Consider the following 20,289-nt stretch of genomic DNA (forward strand, 5'->3'; position numbering starts at 1 on the left):
GTGGCTATTCCAACTCTCACCATCTATTCCACGAGCGCCGACCTGACGACGCTCTACGCCGTGCTGAACGGGGTAGCGATGATCTGCAAGGAGGACGCGTGGATCTGGGGCTTTGCGCTTGTTGTCGCCATGTGGCGACTGCTTGCGTCGTCCACCAGCGCCGTCCTGAGGAGCCCAGGCGGGCAGGGTGCCGCCGTCCTTGGTCATGGCGCATTCAACACACTCATGCCCTTCATTTTGGCTATGACCCTCACCAATCCGATGCTCAAGGGCACGGTGCAGCTCGAGGCAACGGTCAATGGTGCGGTTACCGAGGTCGATAACGTTCCGCTCGTCATTTCGGCGATTCCGGCCGCCGGCAGCATCCTGTCGATGGATCTGAACGCGGCATACTCGACTGCGTTCCAGACCGTTGACGCGGACTATCCCGCAATCTCGGCGAGTGCAAATGGTTTCCTGAACCCACTAAAGGTCTTGCTAACCTCTCGCACGGCGATGGTGAGACTCGGCGGTGTCGACTCAGAAGTGAAAACCGTGCTCGCAGCCTGCCTCGGGCCCGATTCCGGAGTCAACTACGCGAGCATCCAGAATCTCGTCCAGAACGCCGGCAACACGGGCGCGACGAGCGCACAGTCCATTTCGATCAACGGGCTGAACCCGACCGCTCTTGGCGCATTGCTGTACCAGGCATCGCTGAACACCAACGGCATGGTGAATGATCCTGGGCTCAGCTCGACGCAGATTCTTTCCTGCTCGGATGCCGCGTACAAGGTCGCGGACGACATTACCGACGCACTCAATTCCGTCGAATTCACACGTGTCATTCAGGGCGCGGTCAACGGCATGGACCAGCCGTTGCCGGGGGCAGACTATAGCTTCAACACGGTTGCAGCGCAGTATTCTGCAGTCACGCGGGCAAATACCCTGGGCAACGTGTTCTCCGGCGGGACGGGGCAGGCTAATGCAGAGTTCATGAATCTGCTTTTCTCGGAGATAGTCGAGACGAACCTGAACTGCCTGAAGGCGAGTAGCGACACGCTAGTGGAATGTCAGGCGACCGCACTACAGGCCGCCGAGGTCGAGCGAAACAACCTCCAGCAGGCGGCCAGCGAAGTGCCGATGCTGCGGTACGCGGGCAGCTTCGGCAATTACCTGCTTGCGATGATCATCGGGCTCGGCCCGGCCATCGTCATGCTGATGATGTTCGCGGGCATCGAGGCGGGGAAATGCGTCAAGACGGTCGCGCACATCATCGTGTGGCCGTTGCTCGTGGTGAACGTCGGCGCGGAGCTCGTGAACAGCATGATCTGCGTCGACGTGGCGAACTACCTCCAGTCGCTGCGCCAAGGCGGCTGGATCTCGCAGGCGTCCACGCTTTCCGCGTACAAGGAACTCAGCCTGCAGATTGGCGTCGGCTCCCATATCATGGCGAGCCTTCCGGTGTTGATGAGCCTGATCTTTGGGCTGGGTGAATCGTCCGCGATGACGAGTGTCGCCACAACGATCGCACCTAAAGGTCGGGATACGGCCGATAACCTCGCGCCAGCGCCCGAATCGACGCGACCGATGTTCGAGAACAGCGCGGTGGGCACGATCAGCCAGACAGGCAATGGGTCCGGCCGCCTGGCGATGACGGGTAGCCTTAACGCCGTCTCCACAAGCAATACCTTCGGTAATTCGGTACGCGAGGCCGCGCGATCACTGACCGAATCGGACACGCGGTCGAGGGCCTTGACGGCAGGGGAGTCGAACCTCGCCGATATTCGCAGCGCCATCAGCAGCGGCAACTACCAGAGCATCGGGCTGGATCGCCAGGTCGGGGAGGCCCTTGCACGCAACTTCAACGCAGAACAGCGCACAGGTAATGACATGCAGGCGGGTGGCGCTGTCACGGGCGTGCGCAGCAACTCCAATCAGACGTCCGCTGGTGGGGGCGGAAGCGCGAGCTTCAGCAACAGGGGACTTCGCTTCAACGTGGGCGCGCACGGCGACACGGCGACGAGTGCGAACGATTCGTTGCAGGACGCACAAAGCCGCACGCGTAATGAAAACTACAACGACTCCGTGGCGATGTCACGCGCCTTGTCCAAGACGATGTCTGAGTTCCAGAACACGAGTGCGGGGCAACGCTCGTCGAGTGAACTGTCCAAGAGTCTGTCTATCCAGCAGTCCTACCAAAAAACACTCAGCGAGGTGCAATCGGTCTCCGACTCCGCGAGCCAAGGCGTGCGCGACACGTCCAGCATGGTCAACATGAGTTCCACCATCGGTGCAACGGAGCTTGCATGGCAGCAGAGATCGAACAGCGAATACGCCGCGTTCCAGCTAACGTCCGGCCGCCAGTTCTCTGAGAACTCGGCTGTACAACCCTATATTGCCAAGGCCGAGTCGGACGCAGCGTCCGGAGCGACGGACCGCGTCGTTGGCGATCGTGACGCGCAGGATGCGGTTAATCGGCATCGCGCAGCGGTGATGATGGCGCAGGACGAAAAGGCCGCGCCGGCGGATCGTCTTGCAGCAGCGCGATACCTCGCGGACGAAGGCCGCGCGCTTCAGCACATGCGTTTCGAGCCCAACGTGAATAGCGGGCCAATGAACCTCGATATCGGCAAGCCGGTTGATGGCACGGGCGTGGATGGCGGCGGACTGGCGAACGCGGCCGGAGCGCGGATGCACGGACCAATGGTTGGGGCGATTCCTTCACAGCGAGCGCCGGCCAGCGTTCCTCAGGCGCATCCCACAGCTCACCCGGCGGCGGCGCACCTTGCACCGGCTCACCCAGGTTCCCGCGTGCCGAACGCTCCCGCCCTCGCAGGTCGACCGCAGGAATTGCCCAAGGCGGCGGACCCGAACTTCAACCTTGCCCCTGATCTGCAGAACGAAGTTCAGTCGAGGGTTGCCGGCGGTCGTCATAACGTTGAGCAGGCGGTCACGGGCGCCGAGCGGCTCGCTGCTGATTCCGGCCTCGACGCGAACGGTCACGGCACAGTGATCAGAACGGCTGCGAATGTCGCAGACAACGTTGTCGACGTGGGCCGAAAGGACGGGCAGTCTTCCCGTACGCGTCTGGGCAATACCGATCGTGTTGAGAAGCCTGCGGATAAGCCCGCAGCCCAGCAAGGTGAACCGCCGAAGTCTCACTTTGTACGTCGTGGCCCCGGCGGCCAGTAGAGGATTTTGACCAGCACGTAAAGGGGTGGTCTTGATTCCCGTGCATTTTCCGGGTTAGGGCGCTCTAGCTCCGACAAGGCTTTGCCTTCTGGCGCCAAATTAATATCGTTTGTCGGCTGGTTCGATGAAAAGAAGCGAGTAATACGTGCCGCCGCGGCTTTCGTTGAGAAGTGACGAAAAAGCGTCGCAGGCAACTACGTCTGGTAGTCATGCAACTTCAGAAGACATGAAACAACTCCTGGACTTCGCTCTTCGAAACCTGGCCCTGCTGTATGTGCCGGCCGTGGCGCTAGTCCTCATTTTGGTCCTTTTTTGCGCATCATGAAGCGATACGTGAACGAGGGTGTCTTGTTCAGGCGCTCGCGTCAGCCTGACACTGCCCGAGTGGAAACCGCGCCAGAGCGTTGCCCCTCTCGGAAGACCATATCGACTTGGAGCCGGCCCTTCGTAAGATTCAGGAACTGGCGCGTGAGGAAGATGGTTCGGGCGGTGCCTATTGGAACCACGTCGGTCGGCTTCTTGAACGAGTAGCGGAAATGCAGACGGAGATAGACTCGCTCACCGAGGAGCTCGAACGATGCCGTGCAGTGCTTCGCAAGACAGACTGACCCAAGAAGTAACTATGACGCTGCCGCGATTCAATCCTCAGTTGCAGTTCGTATTCGTCACGTTGCCGCTGCGAACTCAGTCGCAGTGCGTGCCCGTACTGAACGTCTGGAGGGTCATCTCTGGGAACTGCCGTGCATTGACTCTCCGCATTTAGGTCTCCCCATGCGTTCCTGCATGAAGACCGCATGGAGACGGTGGCGACTCGCCGCCTGAGATACGGCGAAGGGCCGAAGATGTGAACGGAGTGTGGCCCTAAAAGAGACTTCTGTTCTTAGCTTTTTGAAGAAAGCCTAATATCTTGGAACGAACTCTTTTTAGTATATTAGAGAATCGGATTTATACGCAGACAGCTAAGCAGTCGCGCGACCAGCACTTCGCACGAGCGCTTACATGAAATTGAGCATACAGACCCATACAACGGGTGCCAGATTGATGCGACACGAAAGCGCTCCTAGAAATTTATAGCGCCCCGAGAGCCAATACGTGCAGCGTTTCGTCTCCCAGTTGGAGTTTTGCCTCTGCGGCCTTTGACGCTGCTTGCCATCGTCTGACGCGGTATAAATCGGCCATCCGTTGTCCTTCCCCATGCGGGGTGGCCCGGCTCATAATACGGTCGGCTTGCTCGGCAGTTCGCTGCGTAGCTCCTGCTGGATAGGGAAGTGCCTCGTGAGCAGTTCGGTCACTTCTTCTATGCCCTTGAGAACGCCGACCTCGTACTTGGCGAGCTTGAAATTCGCCTCCATTTTCTTGCAAATCCTTTCCCATTCGGCAGCGTGCACCCGGGCGTGCACACCTCGGTCAGCGACGATTTCAACATCACGGTCGGCGAGCAGGAGATAGATGAGTATTCCATTGTTGTGCTCAGTGTCCCAAACACGAAGCTCCGAAAAGACATCAATTGCGCGCTCCCTCGCTGTCGTGCCGCGCCGTAGTTCACTAACGTGCAGTGCGCCGTCCACGGCAAATCGAACCTGTCCTATGTGGGCGTGGTGACTTGTCTGAATCGCCTTTTCAATTGCTCGCAGCGTCCGGTGTGGGAAGGCACGGTCCACTTGCCAGCGAGTCATGAACATGTGTCTGACGACGCGTCTTAGGTCCATGGCTACCACCTGCCCGAGGCGCCGCCGCCGCCGAAACCACCGCCGCCACCGCGAAACGGTGACCTCCCCGACCCGCCACCCCGTCCGCCGATAGCTCGCCCTCCGACGTACGCACCCATGCCACCACCCACCAGCGTAAACACGAGAGCAATCGCCCCCGCGACGATTGCCACAAAGACTGTCCCCGAGAGCACCCATGTAATGCCCGCAACAGCGCCGCCCGTCACAAGCGAGCCCGGGAGACGTCCCATGATGGAACGAAGCACGCCACCAAGCGCCAAGGTGAGCACGAAAAGGATGGGCAAGTAGCCTCCTACGCGCCCTGAACGACCGCCTGCGTTTCGGTCCGGCGCGGGCAACGGTTCACCATTGATGACATTCATCATGCTGTCAACACCGGCCGTGATACCGCCGTAGAAGTCTCCCTGTCTGAATTTGGGAACGATTACCTCGTCGATGATGCGATGGCTCGTGGCGTCATTCAGCGAGCCTTCGAGGCCATATCCCACTTCGATGCGTAACGTTCGGTCATTTTTTGCGACGATGAGTAGCGCACCGTCGTCGATACGCTGGCGACCAAGCTTCCATTGCTCGACAACCCGTATCGAATACTGCTCGATGGTTTCGGGTCGCGTCGTCGGAACGATGAGCACCGAAAGCTGACTCCCTTTGTTCGCCTCGAATTTTTGTAACGTCTGCTCGAGCGCTGCGCGTTGGTCGGTGGTGAGCGTCTTGGTCTCGTCGGTGACGCGCGAGGTTAGCGTTGGAATCGCGACATCTGCGTTGGCAACAAGCAGCCAGAACGAGACGAGCGCGAAGAAAACGATTCTGGCCGCTTTCAGTATGTTCAATTGGCCGCTCCGCTCGCCGGCGCCGCGCTGAAGTCAACCTGTGGAGGGCGGGCAATCTCCGCTTCGTTCGACACCGAGAAGTTGGGTTTCTCCTTATAGCCGAACGCACTCGCCGTTAGATTTGACGGAAACGAGCGCACTGTGACGTTGTAGTCCTGCACCGCCTTAATGTAGCGGTTTCGGGCAACCGTGATGCGATTTTCAGTTCCTTCCAATTGGGCTTGCAGGTCCCGAAAATTGGCATCTGACTTCAGCTGCGGATAATTTTCAGACACCACCAGCAACCTCGAGAGCGAGTTCGTCAGTTGGGCCTGAGCTGCTTCGAACTTCGCGAATGCCTGCGGGTCGTTGATAAGCTCAGGAGTCGCCTGGATGGAGCCCACCCGTGCCCGTGCCTCCGTCACGCGCGTGAACACATCCTTTTCCTGGCTTGCGTAGCCCTTGACCGTATTCACAAGATTGGGAACGAGGTCGGCGCGCCGCTGATACTGGTTCAGCACTTCTGACCAGCTAGCCTTTACCTGCTCGTCCCGAGTCTGGATGGTGTTATAGCCGCACCCCGAGACTGCGAGAACGATGACGGTGACCAAGCCTAAAAGTAGTGTGCGCATTGAGCTGTTCCTATCCGTCGAGAATCCGGCTCCTGTACTTGCCACAGGACCGCGCGCCGTATGCGACGACCGCAAATTCCTTGGTTGCCAGGTGGAAGCGACGCACCACCGCCGAGATGGTGATGCCAGCCTACGCTCGAAGAGAACTTTGCTTTTGACGCACATCAACGAGGTTCATGTTTGACGTTGCCCCCTTGCTGCTGCGTCACTGGCCAGTCTTGATGACAAGCTGTCGTCAGCTCCGGAACTGTGTGGAAACGCTTCTCGCTCGCGATTCTCGAGTCACGATTCCAGCCACATCGCACTTCCCTTGAGTTAGGTCAATCGACTCTTCACCCCCGTCGTTACAGTCGACAACGTCCAGCCAGTTATCAGGGAGCCCGGTATGAAGATGCCTTCTCACGTCGCGTCACCGTTTTGGAAATCGCGCGGCGCTATTGCTTTGCTCGGCTTCGGGGCGATAGCCGCATTCTTTATGTTCTCAGAACATCGCGCGCACTTTCTTGGCGCGCTTCCATATCTGCTTCTCCTGGCGTGCCCGCTGATGCATCTTTTCATGCACCACGGACACCATCACGGAGAGCGCAGCGTTACTCAAAGCACGGACACGGAGGGAGGGCGAGATGAATGACCCAACTGGCGGGTATGGACTGTGGGGGCTGGTTGCCATCAACTCCCTAATCTTCATCATCTTCGCTTTCAGTTTCTTCAAACCAAATACTGCCCGAGACTGGCGCACCTTCGGAGCTTTCTCGGCGTTCGTCGTCGCGCTGTTTGCCGAGATGTACGGCTTTCCGCTTACCATTTATCTTTTGGCTGGTTGGCTCCAGGCGAAATTTCCGCAAACGAACCTGTTCACCCACGACGCCGGTCACATCTGGTGGACGATAACCGGCCAGCACGGCAATCCGCACCTTGTCTTCCCACATCTGTCCAGCATTGCCCTTATCTTCGGTGGCTTCTATCTGCTGTCGACGGCGTGGCACGTCCTCTATGAAGCGCAGCGCAAAGGGCAACTGGCAACGACGGGACCCTATGCTCGAGTTCGGCATCCGCAGTACGTCGCCTTCGTCATTATCATGGCTGGCTTCCTGCTGCAGTGGCCCACGTTGGTGACGCTCGTCATGTTCCCGATTCTCGTCGCTATGTACGTGCACCTTGCCCGTCAGGAGGAGCATGATTCCGAACAGCAGTTCGGACAGGCGTGGCGCGAATATGCCGCACGAACACCGCGCTTCGTTCCGAGGCTATCTGGCAGGGATACCGCGCAGGTCCAATGAGGCATCGAGGAAGTGGGCGTGTACCGTATACAGCCACGATACCCGCCCTACAATCCGAAGCGATGAGTCAAATCTCTACGTTGCGCAAACGCAGCGCGTTCGAGATGACTGAAGCCGAACTCAAACTCATTGCTAGCGCCGCAATCATCGGGGACAGCAACAGCCCTGTGAATGGATAGAGCACGCCGGCGGCCAGCGGGACACCCAATGCGTTGTAGACGAACGCGAAGCCGAGGTTCTGCTTCATGTTGCGGATGGTGGCTTCAGATAGCTCCCGGGCCCGCGCGATGCCGCGCAAGTCGCCTTTGACAAGCGTGACCTGAGCGCTGCTCATCGCGACGTCCGTACCGGTTCCCATCGCAACACCCACGTCGGCCTTGGCGAGCGCTGGCGCATCGTTGATACCATCTCCGGCCATGGCCACGACCTTGCCTTCCTCCTGGAACCTCGTTACGAGCGCAAGCTTGTCGGCGGGCTTGACCTCGCCATGGAACTCGTCGATTTGGAGCCTCGTCGCCACAGATTTGGCTGTCACGACACCGTCGCCAGTCGCCATCACAACGCGAATGCCGTCTTCCCTGAGCCGCTTCAATGCCTCGGATGTCGTCGCCTTTATCGGGTCCGAAACCGCGAGAAGACCTGCCAGCGTCTTGTCGACCGCCAGGTACATGACGCTCGCCCCCTGCGCTCGCAGCGCATCGGCCTCTGTGGCGAGTTCCCGAACGGAAATGCCTTCAACTTCCATCAACGCGGTGTTGCCGAGCGCGAGTTTCCGACCGCCGACAAGTCCTCGCACGCCAATCCCGGTGCTCGATTCGAAGTTTTCCACCTTCTCGAGGGCCAGTTTTCGATGACTGGCCGCATCCACGATGGTCGCGGCAAGCGGGTGTTCGCTACCCTGGTCGAGGCTCGCCGCGAGCCGGAGAACATCTTCCTCCGAATGTCCGTTCACACCGACTGCACGGTCAAAGGCGGGACGCCCCTCGGTTAGCGTGCCCGTTTTGTCCACGATAAGTGTGTTGACCTTGCGCAGATTCTCAATCGCGGCGGCATCCCTGAAAAGCACGCCATTGGAGGCCCCTTTGCCGCTCGCAACCATGATGGACATCGGCGTAGCGAGCCCGAGTGCACACGGACATGCAATGATGAGCACCGCCACGGCGTTGATGAGACCGTACACCCAGCTCGGGTCGGGGCCGAACAAGCCCCAGGCGAGAAGAGTCAAGGCCGCGATACCAACTACGGCGACGACGAACACACCCGCAACCTTATCAGCCATGCGTTGCATTGGCGCCCTCGAGCGCTGGGCCTGCGCCACCATCTGGACGATTTGTGCGAGTACGGTTTGAGACCCGACTTTCTCCGACTTGATAACGAGGCTGCCCGTCGCATTCATGGTCGCGCCTATGACATGGTCTCCGACCCGTTTGCCGACAGGAATTGGTTCGCCCGTAATCATTGACTCGTCCAGCGAGCTGGAACCCTCCATGACCACCCCGTCCACTGGCACTTTCTCGCCCGGCCGTACGCGGAGCAGGTCGCCAACATGGACGTGAGTCAAAGGGACATCCTCCTCAGTTCCATCAGCATTGATACGCCGCGCAGTCTTCGGCGCGAGACCCAGGAGCGCCTTGATAGCAGCGGACGTTTGTGACCGTGCTTTCAGTTCAAGTAGTTGACCCAGCAGGGTGAGCGAAATGATGACAGCCGCAGCTTCAAAGTACACCTCGACACGACCGTGGGCGATAAAAGCTTCAGGAAAGACTCCCGGAGCAACCGTCGCGATGACGCTATAGGCATAGGCCGCGCCTGTGCCGAGTCCAATGAGCGTCCACATGTTCGGGCTGCGATTGACGAACGACTGAACGCATCGTACGAAGAACGGCAGACCTGCCCAAACGACGACGGGGGTAGAGAGAACGAACTCAACCCAGCTCTGGGTGGATGCTTCTATCCAGTCCAGCCGATGGCCAAACATGGCTAGGACGAACACCACGGCGGTCAACGGCAGGGTCCACCAGAATCTGCGACGAAAGTCGGTCAATTCCGGATTCTCTTCGTCCTCGAGACTGGGCAACATGGGCTCGAGGGTCATCCCGCACTTTGGGCAGTTTCCGGGATGGTCCTGGCGAATTTCCGGATGCATCGGACAGGTGTATATCGTGCCCTCCGGAGAAGGCTGCACAGATGTATCGTTCGGCCGGTCGACATAACGCAGCGGGGCAGCCCGAAACTTCTCCTGACATGACTCGCTGCAGAAATAATATTGATGTCCGTCATGTTCGGACCGGAATTGCGAATCCGCAGTGACACGCATACCGCAAACGGGGTCCTTGAGCACGCCATTAGTCTCCGCTTTTGCACCGACATGACCATGCCCGTGGTGCGCGATGTGATTGTCGTAAACATGCCCAGACGGTTTACCCTGTACATTGACCGTAGGCTGGTCATGTTGGCCGCCCGGCTCGTGGGCAGCACCCAAATGGTCGTGAGAAGTCTTACCGTCGCTAAGTGGCCTGCTCATATCGAGTGCTCCCATCTCGTCGTCATGCCCTGAACAACTTGCCTCGGTTATCGTAAACCTCGACCCATGGATGCATCAATGCGTCCCGCCAACCAGTTTGTCGAGAATCGGACAGTCGGGGCGTGAGTCCCCTTTGCAGTGTTTCGCCAGATGCATGAGCGTATCCCTCATGTCCACCAGTTCCTGAATTCTTGAATTCAAGTCTGCAATATGCGCGTTCGCGAGCCGCTTGACCTCACGACTTGACCGGCTGCGGTCTTCCCAAAGAGCCAGCAACACCGCAATTTGTCTGGTCGAAAATCCGAGATGTCGGGCCTGCTGAACAAAGCGCAGCACTTGGACATCTCGGGACGAGTACACCCGATAGTTCGACCCGGTTCGCGCGGCAGCCCGAATCAGGCCCGTTTCCTCGTAGTGTCGAATCATCTTGGCGGACATGCCCGATGACTTCGCAACCTCACCGATGTTCATGGTCTCCCCTTACGAAACGGCCGCTCGACCGATACAACCCATTGTTGACCTTCCTGCCATGGGAAGGTCAAGGAGCTTCAATCGGTGGCCGCTCCTGAGCGATAGACTCGTCTGACAATCGGTATGGACATGCTTCGCACTCGCCGAACTAAGCCAGACCCGCCGGCTGTCACTCGATTTTTCTTCGACGTCGGCACGGACCCCGGTCGAGCTCGGCGTCGAATATCTGCCGTACGGCGCGCTCAAAGAGCATCGCGAGAATCTTGCGCGCTTCGACAACGTGACGGGCCCACTGAGGCAGTCAGCACGTCGACCGGGCACGGGGGGACGTCCCGTCCGCCGTCTTTCCCGCTCACGGAGCCGCCTCTGAAGCCGTCCGCACGCGGAAAAAGCGCTCCACGGGAAGAACTGCGATGATTCCGTCGTCCCCTGAGGCGCCGCGCGCGGTGTCCATGATTTCCTGGACCAGCGCATCGACACGCTCGCTCTCGGTGAAGACTTCAATCTTGATGTGCTCGGTCGTCCAATCGTTCGAGAACGGGTTTGGATGAGTCCCGAATCCTTTGACTCGCGTGACGGTCAACCCATGAACGTGAACTGTTCCCAGCCGCCGTTCCAACACCTTAAGGACTTCGGGCCGCACAATTGCAACAACGCATCTCAGTTCCATGCTCCCCTCCATGACAAGTTGCGAGAAAGCCGCTCGGGCCTATCCTCTTGGCGCCCACTTCGCATCGACTCCCGCCTGAATCTTGCCCGCATCCTGAACGCCGTCCTGCGTCATCTGGTAAGCAATCTCAGCGGTACCCTGGCACACGGCACAGGTCACGGCCATCTCGTCTTCGAAGCACTGCAGGTTCGAGCGATGCACGCCACGATTCTCGCAACCGCACCAGCAGTAAAGCTTGTTGAGAACTGCGGGAATCTGCGTTGCAACCCAGTAGGCGTGCCGCACGTCCTTGGCAACGAACTTATTCGGACTCAGCACGTGGGAGGCATCTGACCGGCCACTTGGGATGATGCGCAACCCGTCAGGACGCAGCATTCCGATATGCCAGGGAACTGCGGCAGTTCCTTGCCGTACCTGACTGGATGGTCCTGCCACCATCGCAACCGATGTCGTCTCGTGGCGCATAAGAGACGGCCCCCAGACCATCGCAGCAGGTATCGCGAGAACCAGCGCCGACAGGAACAGCAGATGAAGCCGCGCTTTTCGCGACGGCTTGCCCCACGGATTCTTCTCGGGTGTATCGCGTTTCATTATCAGAGCCTCCCAGTTCTTCTGTCGGCGCCGGGGTCGAGCATCGCCTGACTGCAGGAATGCAGTCCCTGCATCATGCTGATATGCATCGCCGTCATGCCAACTGCACCCAGCACGACAATCAAACCGATGGCCGCAAAGAGACCGATGATGATGTTCAATATCGGCTTTCCGTTAAACATGATTCGCTCCCGTGCTACGCAGGGACTCGGCGCGACGACCATCAATGCCACACCGGCCCTGCGTAATGCCATCAGAGTGTTGAACTACGAGCCGCTTTTTTCCGTCGCCTGACCGGACTTCTCCGGTCTATCGGTTTGGGTCTGCATGCCGCGCATCATGAACAGCATCGAGAGCGGGCAAATCAGCACGCTGGCTATCGCGATGAATCTGCCGAGTTCGCCTCGTATCTGAGGCAGTGCCCAGTAGCCGACTGCAAGAATCAGTGCGAGAGCAAGCGCAATCGTCACCATCGTCTTTGTGTTGCACTTCATGATTGAATCCTCAAGGCTATGATTTGAGATTTAGCGGGAGAGTGCCGACTCATTCACTTCGACGGAGCCCCTGCGGCTTGGTCCGAATACTTAAGCATGATGTCGCCCATCGCGCGCATCATCTCGCCGTGCATCTTCATCGCGGTTTTAGGGTCCATACCGGCCGTACCACCCATCATCGGGCAGCCCCCCATCATTCCGCCCATGCCCATCATTGGGCCGTGTTCCCGGCTCTGCGATGACGAGCCGGGAGAGTTGTTCACTCCTGCTCCTGCTGCCATGCTGACCGCACTTGCACCCAGAAGTACTGCCGAAACAATCAATGCACCTACAGTTTTCGTGTTCATGAAAAGCTCCGAATCCGATTGAATCGTGTCGCTCGTAAAACGTTCATGCGCAGGTCGACAGTCGCTGCGCGCAGCGAACGTGCGCGAGCCACGGCGTAGAACCGTTCAAACCTGGTCGAAAGAGGAATTACAGCGAGCGAGGCGGAGGGGCGGGAAGTTCGGGAATGAACTCTTCAGCGAAGGCGGGAGTTACGGCCCGAAAGACGGGCGACGAAGGCGTGACGAGGACCGAATACTTCACGGGTATGGCCGACACACCGCAAAGGGAACCGCCTGCGCCACCCGGGCAGACGTGTTGCGCGTTCACGGCGCTGTGTTTCGCGTCATGTGCGCAGGGTGTCGAGTCCGAGGCACCCGACACACTGGCTTGTCGTGAAGCCATTGCCGTCATTTCCGGGCATGACGTCGCCGATGCCGGGTAGCCCATCAAAGGCAACCAGACAATCAGAAAACATGCGACGAATTTTACCCAGAATTTCATGAAGTTCAGTATAGGCTTGGTCGCAGCACAACGCTACGACACGTCGCGAGATTCGAGTGTGGCTTCATGTCACTGGGACCATTTCCTCAGGTGCGACAGGAACGCATCGGCACCGACGAATCCCGCGAGCTGCGCGTCGCGTTGCTGCCTGCCGTTCCTGTCATAGAAAATCAGTGCCGGCGGCCCGAAAAGTCCGAAGCGCCGCAGCATCGCTATGTCCTCGGGCGTGTTCTTCGTGACGTCAATGCGCAGCAGCTTCCATTGAGCAAATTCGATTACTACGCGCGGGTCAGTAAACGTGAAGCGCTCGAGTTCCTTACAACTGATGCACCAGTCCGCATAGAAATCGACCATAACCGGTTGGCCACGTGCTGCGTTGAGCGCCTGGTCCAGTTCTGCATTCGACCGTATCGCCTCGAAGCGTGCGGCTCCCTGGCCGGTGCTCTCCGACGAAACTCGCATCACACCACCAAGGGGCTCGAGGACGTCCCGCTGACCTGACAAAGCACCAATGAACTCGGCGATGCCCGCGACCAGTAGCAGCACGCCGAGCGCTTTGCTCACCCGCGTAGTCGCGGGCGCAGCTGTTGGCAGCGGGTCAATCGCGTGAAGCATCACGCCGCAACCGGTGAGCAGCAGCGCAATCAGTATCATCAACAACCAAACAGGCAGCAGCGAATAGACGAACCACAGCGCCGCTGCCAGCAGCATTACCCCCAGCGTGTTCTGGACCGCGACCATCCAGTGACCGGCCCGAGGAAGCATTCTAGTTCCGAAGGTACCGACGAGTAGCAGCGGAATTCCCATCCCCATACCCATCACGTAAAGGGCCAGCGCTCCCCCAATGACGTCGCGGGTGTTGGCGATATACAGAAGTGCGCCGGCCAGCGCCGGCGTCGCGCACGGCCCGACAATCAGCGCGGACAGCATGCCCGCAATGAACACTGGGACAAGGCGCCCCCCAGGCAGACGATTGCTCCATTCCGTCACTCGGGTCTGCCAGCTCGTCGGCAGTTGCAGTCTGAAGACACCGAACATTCCGAGCGCCAGGATGACCATGAGCACGCCAAAGCTGGCGAGCACCCAAGGCTTTTGTGTTACCGCCACTAACGGGATGCCGATGAGCGCCGCAATGGTGCCCGCCGCCGCATACGTAATCGCAAGCCCCTGCACGTACGCGAATGTTAGAGCGAAGCCTCGGCCAAAGGACGACGGTTCCCGCGCTCCCCCGATAACCGCGGTCACAATGGGAATGAGCGGGTACATGCACACGGTACCGGCCATTAACAAGCCCGCAAGCAGAAAGCCGAACAGTTCGGCGAGGGAAATGCCATTCGCAGGGTGTAGATTGAGTCCAAGCCTGGCGGCCGGCAGGGCGTCGCCAGTGTCGGGAAATCCGTCAACAGCCGCCGGCGCGTTATTCCCTGGTGCGACGGAGGCAACTGAGCCATTCGCTGCCACGCGATAACTTCGCGTCTGCGGCGGATAGCAGACGCCCAAGTCTGCGCATCCCTGCGATGTGACGGACAGCACAATGCTGCTCGCAATCGGGCGGGGCAAAGGAATACGGATTTGCATGGGCCGGTGGTAGACCGTGACCATGCCGAATGTTGGGTCGCTTTTCAGCTCACCCGGCGGCATGTGGTCCGGCTTTATCGGTGTGCCGTCGACCGCAAAACGGAACCTGTCCCGGTAAAGGTAGTAGCCTTCGTGAGTGTTGAAATCGAGTTGCACCTCCTGCGGCGCGCTGAGCGTGACCTTTAACGGGAAAGCTTGTTCAGGTGACAGTAGTTCCGACTCGTCGACAGCGTGGGCGGCCAGCGACGTCAGTACGAACAGCAAGCCGAGTGCAACGCGCAACACGCGTTTGACCGTCGCGCTCCATACATTGGTTGATATTGCTAGCATCGCTGGCCTCTGTCTCCTGTCGGCCGGACCGCAGGCCCACCGCACATAGCGAGCCTGCGAGTACGGTATCAGTACCTCGTCAAGACTGCTTTTCAAGCCTCACAATGGTGAGGTTGCCGTCGACGTTCTCGATGCGAACCCGGACCTTGTCACCCTCGTGAGCTTGCGTGACCATCGCAGCATCTTTTGCCTTGAAGGCCATCGTCATTGGCGGCATGCCGACGTTCTCCAGCGCGCCGTGCTTCAGCGTAATCATGCCGGTCGTTGCGTCTACCTTTTTTACTTCTGCGTCGGTCAGCGCGGCGTTCGACGACGCCTTCGCAGCCGACGGCTTCGCGGACATGTTCATGCCGGCCATGTCGTCGCCCGCAAACGCAGGGGTGGCAAAGACGGCTGCAAACGCTGCTGTTGCGACAATCAGATTCTTCATTGGACTTCTCCAGTTTCGGTAGATGGCACTCTCGTGCCGGAAGGTACTTCACTATGAAAAGGTGTCGCGTCGGCCTGCCGCGCACGACGGCGCTGTAACAGGAACCAGGCAGCAGGAATCACAAACATCGACAGAAAGGGTGCGGTGACCATGCCGCCGACCATCGGCGCGGCGATGCGCTGCATGACCTCTGACCCCGCGCCGTGTCCGACCATGATGGGGATAAGACCAGCCAGCACGACCGCAACCGTCATCGCTTTTGGCCTCACGCGCAACACAGCGCCTTCGCGTATTGCGTCGAAAAGCAGCGCCTCTGTCAGAGGCTCACCGTCTTCCAGGCGACGATTGAGGGCACCCTTAAGGTACAGCAGCATGACGACGCCGAATTCAGCAGCAACACCGGCGAGCGCGATGAAACCCACTGATGTAGCGACCGACACGGCATGGCCCAGTAGCCAGACGAACCAGAGGCCGCCGACCAGCGCGAATGGCACTGTCGACATGAGCAGCAACGCATCGGCCGCCGAATTGAAGGTCAGGAAGAGCAGCACGAAGATGACGACGAGTGTCACGGGAATGACCGTGCGCAGTTTCGCCGCCGCGCGCTCCAGGTACTCGAACTGCCCGGACCAAGCAATCGAGTAGCCGGGAGGGAGGACGACCTTTTCTGCGACCGCACGCTGCATCGCTTTCACAGCTGACTGTAGGTCCGTGTTACGGATGTCCACGTAGACGTAGCCCGAAAGACGGGCATTTTCGCTGCGAATCATCGGGGGACCGTCGGCAATCGTGATATGCGCTACATCACCGAGCTGGATTTGCGCGCCACGGTCCGTCACGACTGGCAGCTGTCGCAGCTTCTCGAGGGAGTCCCGAACCTCGCGTGGATAGCGGATATTGATGGGAAAGCGCTCGCGGCCTGCAATCACCTCGCCGACATTCTCGCCGCCCACCGCGGAGGAAACGACTGCCTGGATATCCCTCACGCCAAGCCCGTAGCGGGCCGCCGCCGACCGGTCGATATCGACATCAATGTACCGACCACCATTCAGCCGTTCGGCCAATGCGGACGTCACGCCGGGTACATCCTTAACCGCCGCTTCCACCTGCGTCGCAATTCGGTCGATTTGTGAAAGGTCCGCGCCCGAAATCTTCACCCCGACGGGCGTCTTGATGCCCGTCGACAGCATGTCCAGGCGATTACGGATGGGGGGCACCCACACGTTCGACAACCCCGGGACCTTGACTGTCGCGTCCAGTTCGTCGACCAGCTTCTCCGGCGTCATGCCCGGGCGCCACTGGCTGCGCGGCTTGAACTGAATCGTGGTTTCAAACATCTCAAGGGGGGCCGGGTCTGTGGCAGTGTCGGCGCGGCCGGACTTGCCGAAGACAGTGGCCACTTCCGGCACGGTCTTGATGAGCCGGTCGGTCTGCTGCAGTAGTTCCGACGCTTTCTCAGCCGAGATGCCCGGAAGCGCCGTCGGCATGTACAGCAGGTCGCCTTCATCAAGTGGTGGCAGGAATTCCCCACCGAGACGCGAAACCGGGACTATCGTGGCAGCCAACGCAACCACGGCGAGCCCCATGACAAACCACGGGCGTCGAAGCGTTGCTTCGAGCAGCGGCCTGTAGAGGCGAATCAGCACCCGGTTGATGGGATTGGCATTTTCGTGCGGGATGCGGCCACGTATGAGGTAGCCCATCAGGACGGGCACGAGCGTGACCGACAGTCCCGCAGCGGCCGCAATCGTGTAGGTCTTCGTGAATGCCAGCGGCGAGAACAGCTTGCCTTCCTGCCCTTCCAGCGAGAAGACTGGAATGAACGACAGCGTGATGATGAGCAGAGAGAAGAAGAGCGCCGGCCCCACTTCAGCCGCAGACGTGGCAATGAGGTCCCAGCGTTGCGAGGCAGAAATCCGCGTGCCAGCATACTCATGCTCGAACGCTTCCAGATGCTTGTGCGCGTTCTCTATCATCACGATGGCTGCGTCAATCATCGCGCCGATGGCAATCGCAATGCCGCCAAGCGACATCAGGTTCGCGTTGACACCCTGATAGCGCATCACGATGAAGGCTGCGAGGACGCCGAGCGGTAACGACAGAATCGCGACAAACGCGCTGCGCAGATGGAACAAGAAGACCGCACAGACAATCCCGACGACGATGAACTCCTCGATGAGCTTGTCCTTGAGGTTGTCCACGGCGCGCTCGATAAGCTGCGAGCGGTCATAGGTCGTTACGACTTCCACGCCGGCGGGCAGAGAACGTTTGAGGTCGGCGAGCTTTGCTTTCACGGCGTCGATAGTCGTCAGCGCGTTCTTCCCCGAGCGCATCACGATGACGCCACCCGCAACTTCGCCCTGTCCATTCAGCTCCGCAATGCCGCGCCGCATCTCAGGTCCAATCTGAATACGTGCCACGTCGCCGAGCAACACAGGTGTACCCGTATCGTTCGTGCGCAGCACGATGTTGCGGAAGTCATCCAGCGAGTGAAGGTAGCCGGAAGAGCGGACCATATATTCGGACTCCGCCATCTCGACCACCGACCCGCCCGATTCCTGATTCGCCTTGCCCAGTGCATCGGTCACCATTGCCTGGGTGATGCCATATGCGCGCAGTTTGTCCGGGTCAAGGACGACCTGATACTGGCGCACCATGCCGCCAATGCTGGCCACCTCAGACACGTCGGGGACCGACTTCAGCTCGAACTTCAGGAACCAGTCGTTCAGCGCGCGCAGTTGCCCGAGGTCGTGCTGCCCTGTCCTGTCGACAAGCGCGTACTCGTACACCCAGCCCACGCCGGTTGCGTCCGGACCGAGCGAGACCGTCGCTCCTGGCGGCAGGCGGCTTTGCACTTGGTTTAGATATTCGAGCACGCGTGAGCGTGCCCAGTACTGGTCGGTCTTGTCATCGAAGAGCACGTACACGAACGCGTCGCCGAACGAGGAATAGGCGCGGATGGTTTTTGCGCCCGGCACGCCGAGCAGCGTTGTGGTCAGCGGATAGGTGACCTGGTCCTCGATGACCTGCGGCGCCTTGCCCGGATACGAGGCCTTGATGATGACTTGCGTATCGGACAGGTCCGGTAGCGCGTCGAGTGGCGTCTCACTCACCGAGTAGACACCCCAAGACGCGACCAGGACCGTCGCCAGCAACACGAGGAAGCGATTGCGGATGGACCAGCGGATGAGACGCGCAATCATTTGGCGCCTCCCACCGGTTCGACCTTCGTGAGCTGATATCCGTCATCCGTCTGCCTGAACACGAAATGCACCGTCTCGCCCGCCTTGACGTCCGGGAATGCATCGGGCGAAGGCTTGTTGAACGCCATCGTCATCGCGCCCCAGCCGAGCGCCGGAACGGGCTGATGTGAGAATGTGATGTCGCCCGCAGTTACCTTCTCGACCTTACCGGTGGTCTCATACGTCTGAGTCGCCGCAGGGGCAGAGGCTGGCGCCGAAACGGTCGCGGGCGTAACGCCCGTTGCCCCTGATGCCGCGCGAGTTTCGAGCCTCGGCAGAACTGATTTCAGGCTGGCTTCGGAGTCGATGAGGAATTGGCCGGAGGCGACAACCGTCTCGCCGTCGTTCAGGCCACTGAGCACCGCAGTCTCGTTGCCAACATCGTTGCCGACGGTGACACTAACAGGTTGCAGGCGTCCGTCGCCGTTCTTCACGATGACGACGGAGCGTTTGCCGGTTGTGATGACGGCTTCTGAAGGCACCAGCAGCCGCGGCACTGCCTTCTGGCCAGCGACGCGCACTCGCATGAGCATGCCCGGCGTCAGCTTTAGCGCTGAATTGTCGAGTTCAAGGCGAGCCTGCAGCGTGCGGCTCGTCGTGCTGATGCCAGGCAGGATTTCCCGAATCTGGCCTTTGAAGTGCTGGGACGGGTCACCGCTGAACCTAGCGTCGACCGTCATGCCGGGTTGCACCGTCAATGCGAGCGCTTCCGGGATTTCGACGACAAGCCACAACTTCGAGAGCCCCGCGATTTTGGCCAGCGTTTGCCCCGGCGTGACCATCGCGCCATCCCTGACGTTCAGTTCGCTCACGACGCCCGTTTCTGGCGACGACAGCACGACATGGGTCTGCGCTTTACCGGTCCGGTCGAGCGCCGCGATGACGCCGTCCGGAATCGACAACGCCCGCATGCGCGCGCGGGACGCTTCCAGCAGGCCGGTGTCCATTCCACTGCGCCTGAGCGCGAGGTATTCCTCCTGGGGTGCCAGCCAGTCGGGGACGAATAGCGACGCAATCGGTGCGCCTTTCGCAATCCGCTGCATCGGGGCGCTGGCGTATAGGTGGTCGATGTAACCTGTGACGCGTGACTGCACGACGTCTGCCCGCGACTCGTCGAACTGTGTAGTGCCGACGGCGTCGAACCCTTCCGAAGTTTCCTGACGGCGCACGGTCGCGTAACGGATACCGAGGTTCTGCTGGAGGCCAGGGTCGATGCTGACGCCCGTCGAGCTACCACCTTCGTCCGCGTAGACGGGCTCAAGTTGCATATCCATGAAAGGCGACTTACCCGGCTTGTCGAAATGCTGTGCCGGGACCATCGGGTCATGCCAATACAGCACCTTGCGACCCGTTTTCGGGTCGACCTTGTCGCCTGACGTGGAGGCGGCGGCGACAGCGCCTGCTCCTCCTGAAGCCGGACGATGGGTGCCGGCAACATAGCCGACGGCGAGCAGCGCCGCTGCCGCAAACACCGCCAAGGCTGCGCGTGCCAGTTGTTTCTTTTGCATT

Annotated in this window: 17 protein-coding genes; 3 read left to right on the forward strand and 14 right to left on the reverse strand. The window is 59.8% G+C overall.

The genetic code is table 11. The features are described 5' to 3' along the window. The coding region (locus tag LY284_RS36115) for a conjugal transfer protein TraG N-terminal domain-containing protein (protein WP_233392114.1) at positions 1 to 3,171 on the forward strand (3,171 nt) is incomplete at its 5' end. 1,211 nt (positions 3,172 to 4,382) lie between these two features. Here LY284_RS36115 and LY284_RS36120 read toward each other — a convergent pair. The 3 genes from LY284_RS36120 to LY284_RS36130 are packed head-to-tail and all read right to left on the reverse strand — an operon-like array spanning position 4,383 to position 6,342. After that, the gene (locus LY284_RS36120) at positions 4,383 to 4,880 is read right to left on the reverse strand and encodes a TPM domain-containing protein (protein ID WP_033536755.1); all 498 of its coding nucleotides are present in this window, start codon (positions 4,878 to 4,880) and stop codon (positions 4,383 to 4,385) included. A gap of 2 nt (positions 4,881 to 4,882) precedes the next feature. Further along, a complete protein-coding gene (locus tag LY284_RS36125; protein ID WP_033536754.1) occupies positions 4,883 to 5,731 on the reverse strand; it encodes a YgcG family protein in 849 nt (282 codons plus the stop codon). Beyond that, positions 5,728 to 6,342: a LemA family protein gene (locus LY284_RS36130; RefSeq protein WP_033536753.1), complete on the reverse strand. Its 615-nt coding sequence runs from the start codon at positions 6,340 to 6,342 to the stop codon at positions 5,728 to 5,730. The genes LY284_RS36125 and LY284_RS36130 overlap by 4 nt, the downstream gene beginning before the upstream one ends. Positions 6,343 to 6,727: 385 nt before the next feature. On the opposite strand from LY284_RS36130, the gene LY284_RS36135 reads away from it, so the two are divergent. Together LY284_RS36135 and LY284_RS36140 are read left to right on the forward strand one after the other, a co-directional pair. After that, positions 6,728 to 6,973: a DUF2933 domain-containing protein gene (locus LY284_RS36135; RefSeq protein ID WP_075583530.1), complete on the forward strand. Its 246-nt coding sequence runs from the start codon at positions 6,728 to 6,730 to the stop codon at positions 6,971 to 6,973. Next, the gene (locus LY284_RS36140) at positions 6,966 to 7,622 is read left to right on the forward strand and encodes an isoprenylcysteine carboxylmethyltransferase family protein (RefSeq protein ID WP_034472839.1); all 657 of its coding nucleotides are present in this window, start codon (positions 6,966 to 6,968) and stop codon (positions 7,620 to 7,622) included. Before LY284_RS36135 ends, LY284_RS36140 begins: the two co-directional genes overlap by 8 nt. 67 nt (positions 7,623 to 7,689) lie before the next feature. Here LY284_RS36140 and LY284_RS36145 read toward each other — a convergent pair whose 3' ends face one another. The 11 genes from LY284_RS36145 to LY284_RS36195 all read right to left on the reverse strand — a co-directional run bounded on the left by LY284_RS36145 (position 7,690) and on the right by LY284_RS36195 (position 20,288). Continuing rightward, positions 7,690 to 10,146 (reverse strand): heavy metal translocating P-type ATPase, encoded by a 2,457-nt coding sequence (locus LY284_RS36145; protein WP_075644179.1) that lies wholly within the window; start codon positions 10,144 to 10,146, stop codon positions 7,690 to 7,692. 75 nt (positions 10,147 to 10,221) lie between these two features. After that, the gene (gene cueR, locus LY284_RS36150; RefSeq protein ID WP_029672610.1) at positions 10,222 to 10,617 is read right to left on the reverse strand and encodes a Cu(I)-responsive transcriptional regulator; all 396 of its coding nucleotides are present in this window, start codon (positions 10,615 to 10,617) and stop codon (positions 10,222 to 10,224) included. A 352-nt stretch (positions 10,618 to 10,969) separates the two neighbouring features. Continuing rightward, the gene (locus LY284_RS36155; RefSeq protein ID WP_029672611.1) at positions 10,970 to 11,287 is read right to left on the reverse strand and encodes a P-II family nitrogen regulator; all 318 of its coding nucleotides are present in this window, start codon (positions 11,285 to 11,287) and stop codon (positions 10,970 to 10,972) included. A gap of 39 nt (positions 11,288 to 11,326) precedes the next feature. Further along, positions 11,327 to 11,878 (reverse strand): PCYCGC motif-containing (lipo)protein, encoded by a 552-nt coding sequence (locus LY284_RS36160; protein WP_049815765.1) that lies wholly within the window; start codon positions 11,876 to 11,878, stop codon positions 11,327 to 11,329. Positions 11,879 to 11,880: 2 nt separating this feature from the next. After that, entirely contained in the window at positions 11,881 to 12,039 is a 159-nt protein-coding gene (locus LY284_RS36165; protein WP_160172906.1) for a hypothetical protein, read from the reverse strand. 105 nt (positions 12,040 to 12,144) lie between these two features. Continuing rightward, positions 12,145 to 12,372 (reverse strand): DUF2933 domain-containing protein, encoded by a 228-nt coding sequence (locus tag LY284_RS36170; RefSeq protein ID WP_029672614.1) that lies wholly within the window; start codon positions 12,370 to 12,372, stop codon positions 12,145 to 12,147. Positions 12,373 to 12,425: 53 nt separating this feature from the next. Next, positions 12,426 to 12,719, reverse strand: a complete 294-nt coding sequence (locus tag LY284_RS36175; RefSeq protein ID WP_029672303.1) for a hypothetical protein — start codon at positions 12,717 to 12,719, stop codon at positions 12,426 to 12,428. Positions 12,720 to 13,269: 550 nt separating this feature from the next. Further along, a complete protein-coding gene (dsbD, locus tag LY284_RS36180; RefSeq protein ID WP_033536827.1) occupies positions 13,270 to 15,108 on the reverse strand; it encodes a protein-disulfide reductase DsbD in 1,839 nt (612 codons plus the stop codon). Positions 15,109 to 15,187: 79 nt separating this feature from the next. Beyond that, the gene (locus LY284_RS36185) at positions 15,188 to 15,538 is read right to left on the reverse strand and encodes a copper-binding protein (RefSeq protein WP_029672306.1); all 351 of its coding nucleotides are present in this window, start codon (positions 15,536 to 15,538) and stop codon (positions 15,188 to 15,190) included. Then, positions 15,535 to 18,741, reverse strand: a complete 3,207-nt coding sequence (locus tag LY284_RS36190) for an efflux RND transporter permease subunit (protein ID WP_029672307.1) — start codon at positions 18,739 to 18,741, stop codon at positions 15,535 to 15,537. Before LY284_RS36190 ends, LY284_RS36185 begins: the two co-directional genes overlap by 4 nt. Beyond that, positions 18,738 to 20,288 carry an efflux RND transporter periplasmic adaptor subunit gene (locus LY284_RS36195; RefSeq protein ID WP_029672308.1) on the reverse strand — a complete coding sequence of 517 codons (1,551 nt, stop codon included), beginning with the start codon at positions 20,286 to 20,288 and terminating at the stop codon, positions 18,738 to 18,740. The genes LY284_RS36190 and LY284_RS36195 overlap by 4 nt, the downstream gene beginning before the upstream one ends. Between the last annotated feature and the right edge of the window lies 1 nt (position 20,289).

Origin of the sequence: Caballeronia sp. PC1 (genome assembly GCF_021353155.1) — a bacterium.
Taxonomy (GTDB): domain Bacteria; phylum Pseudomonadota; class Gammaproteobacteria; order Burkholderiales; family Burkholderiaceae; genus Caballeronia; species Caballeronia cordobensis.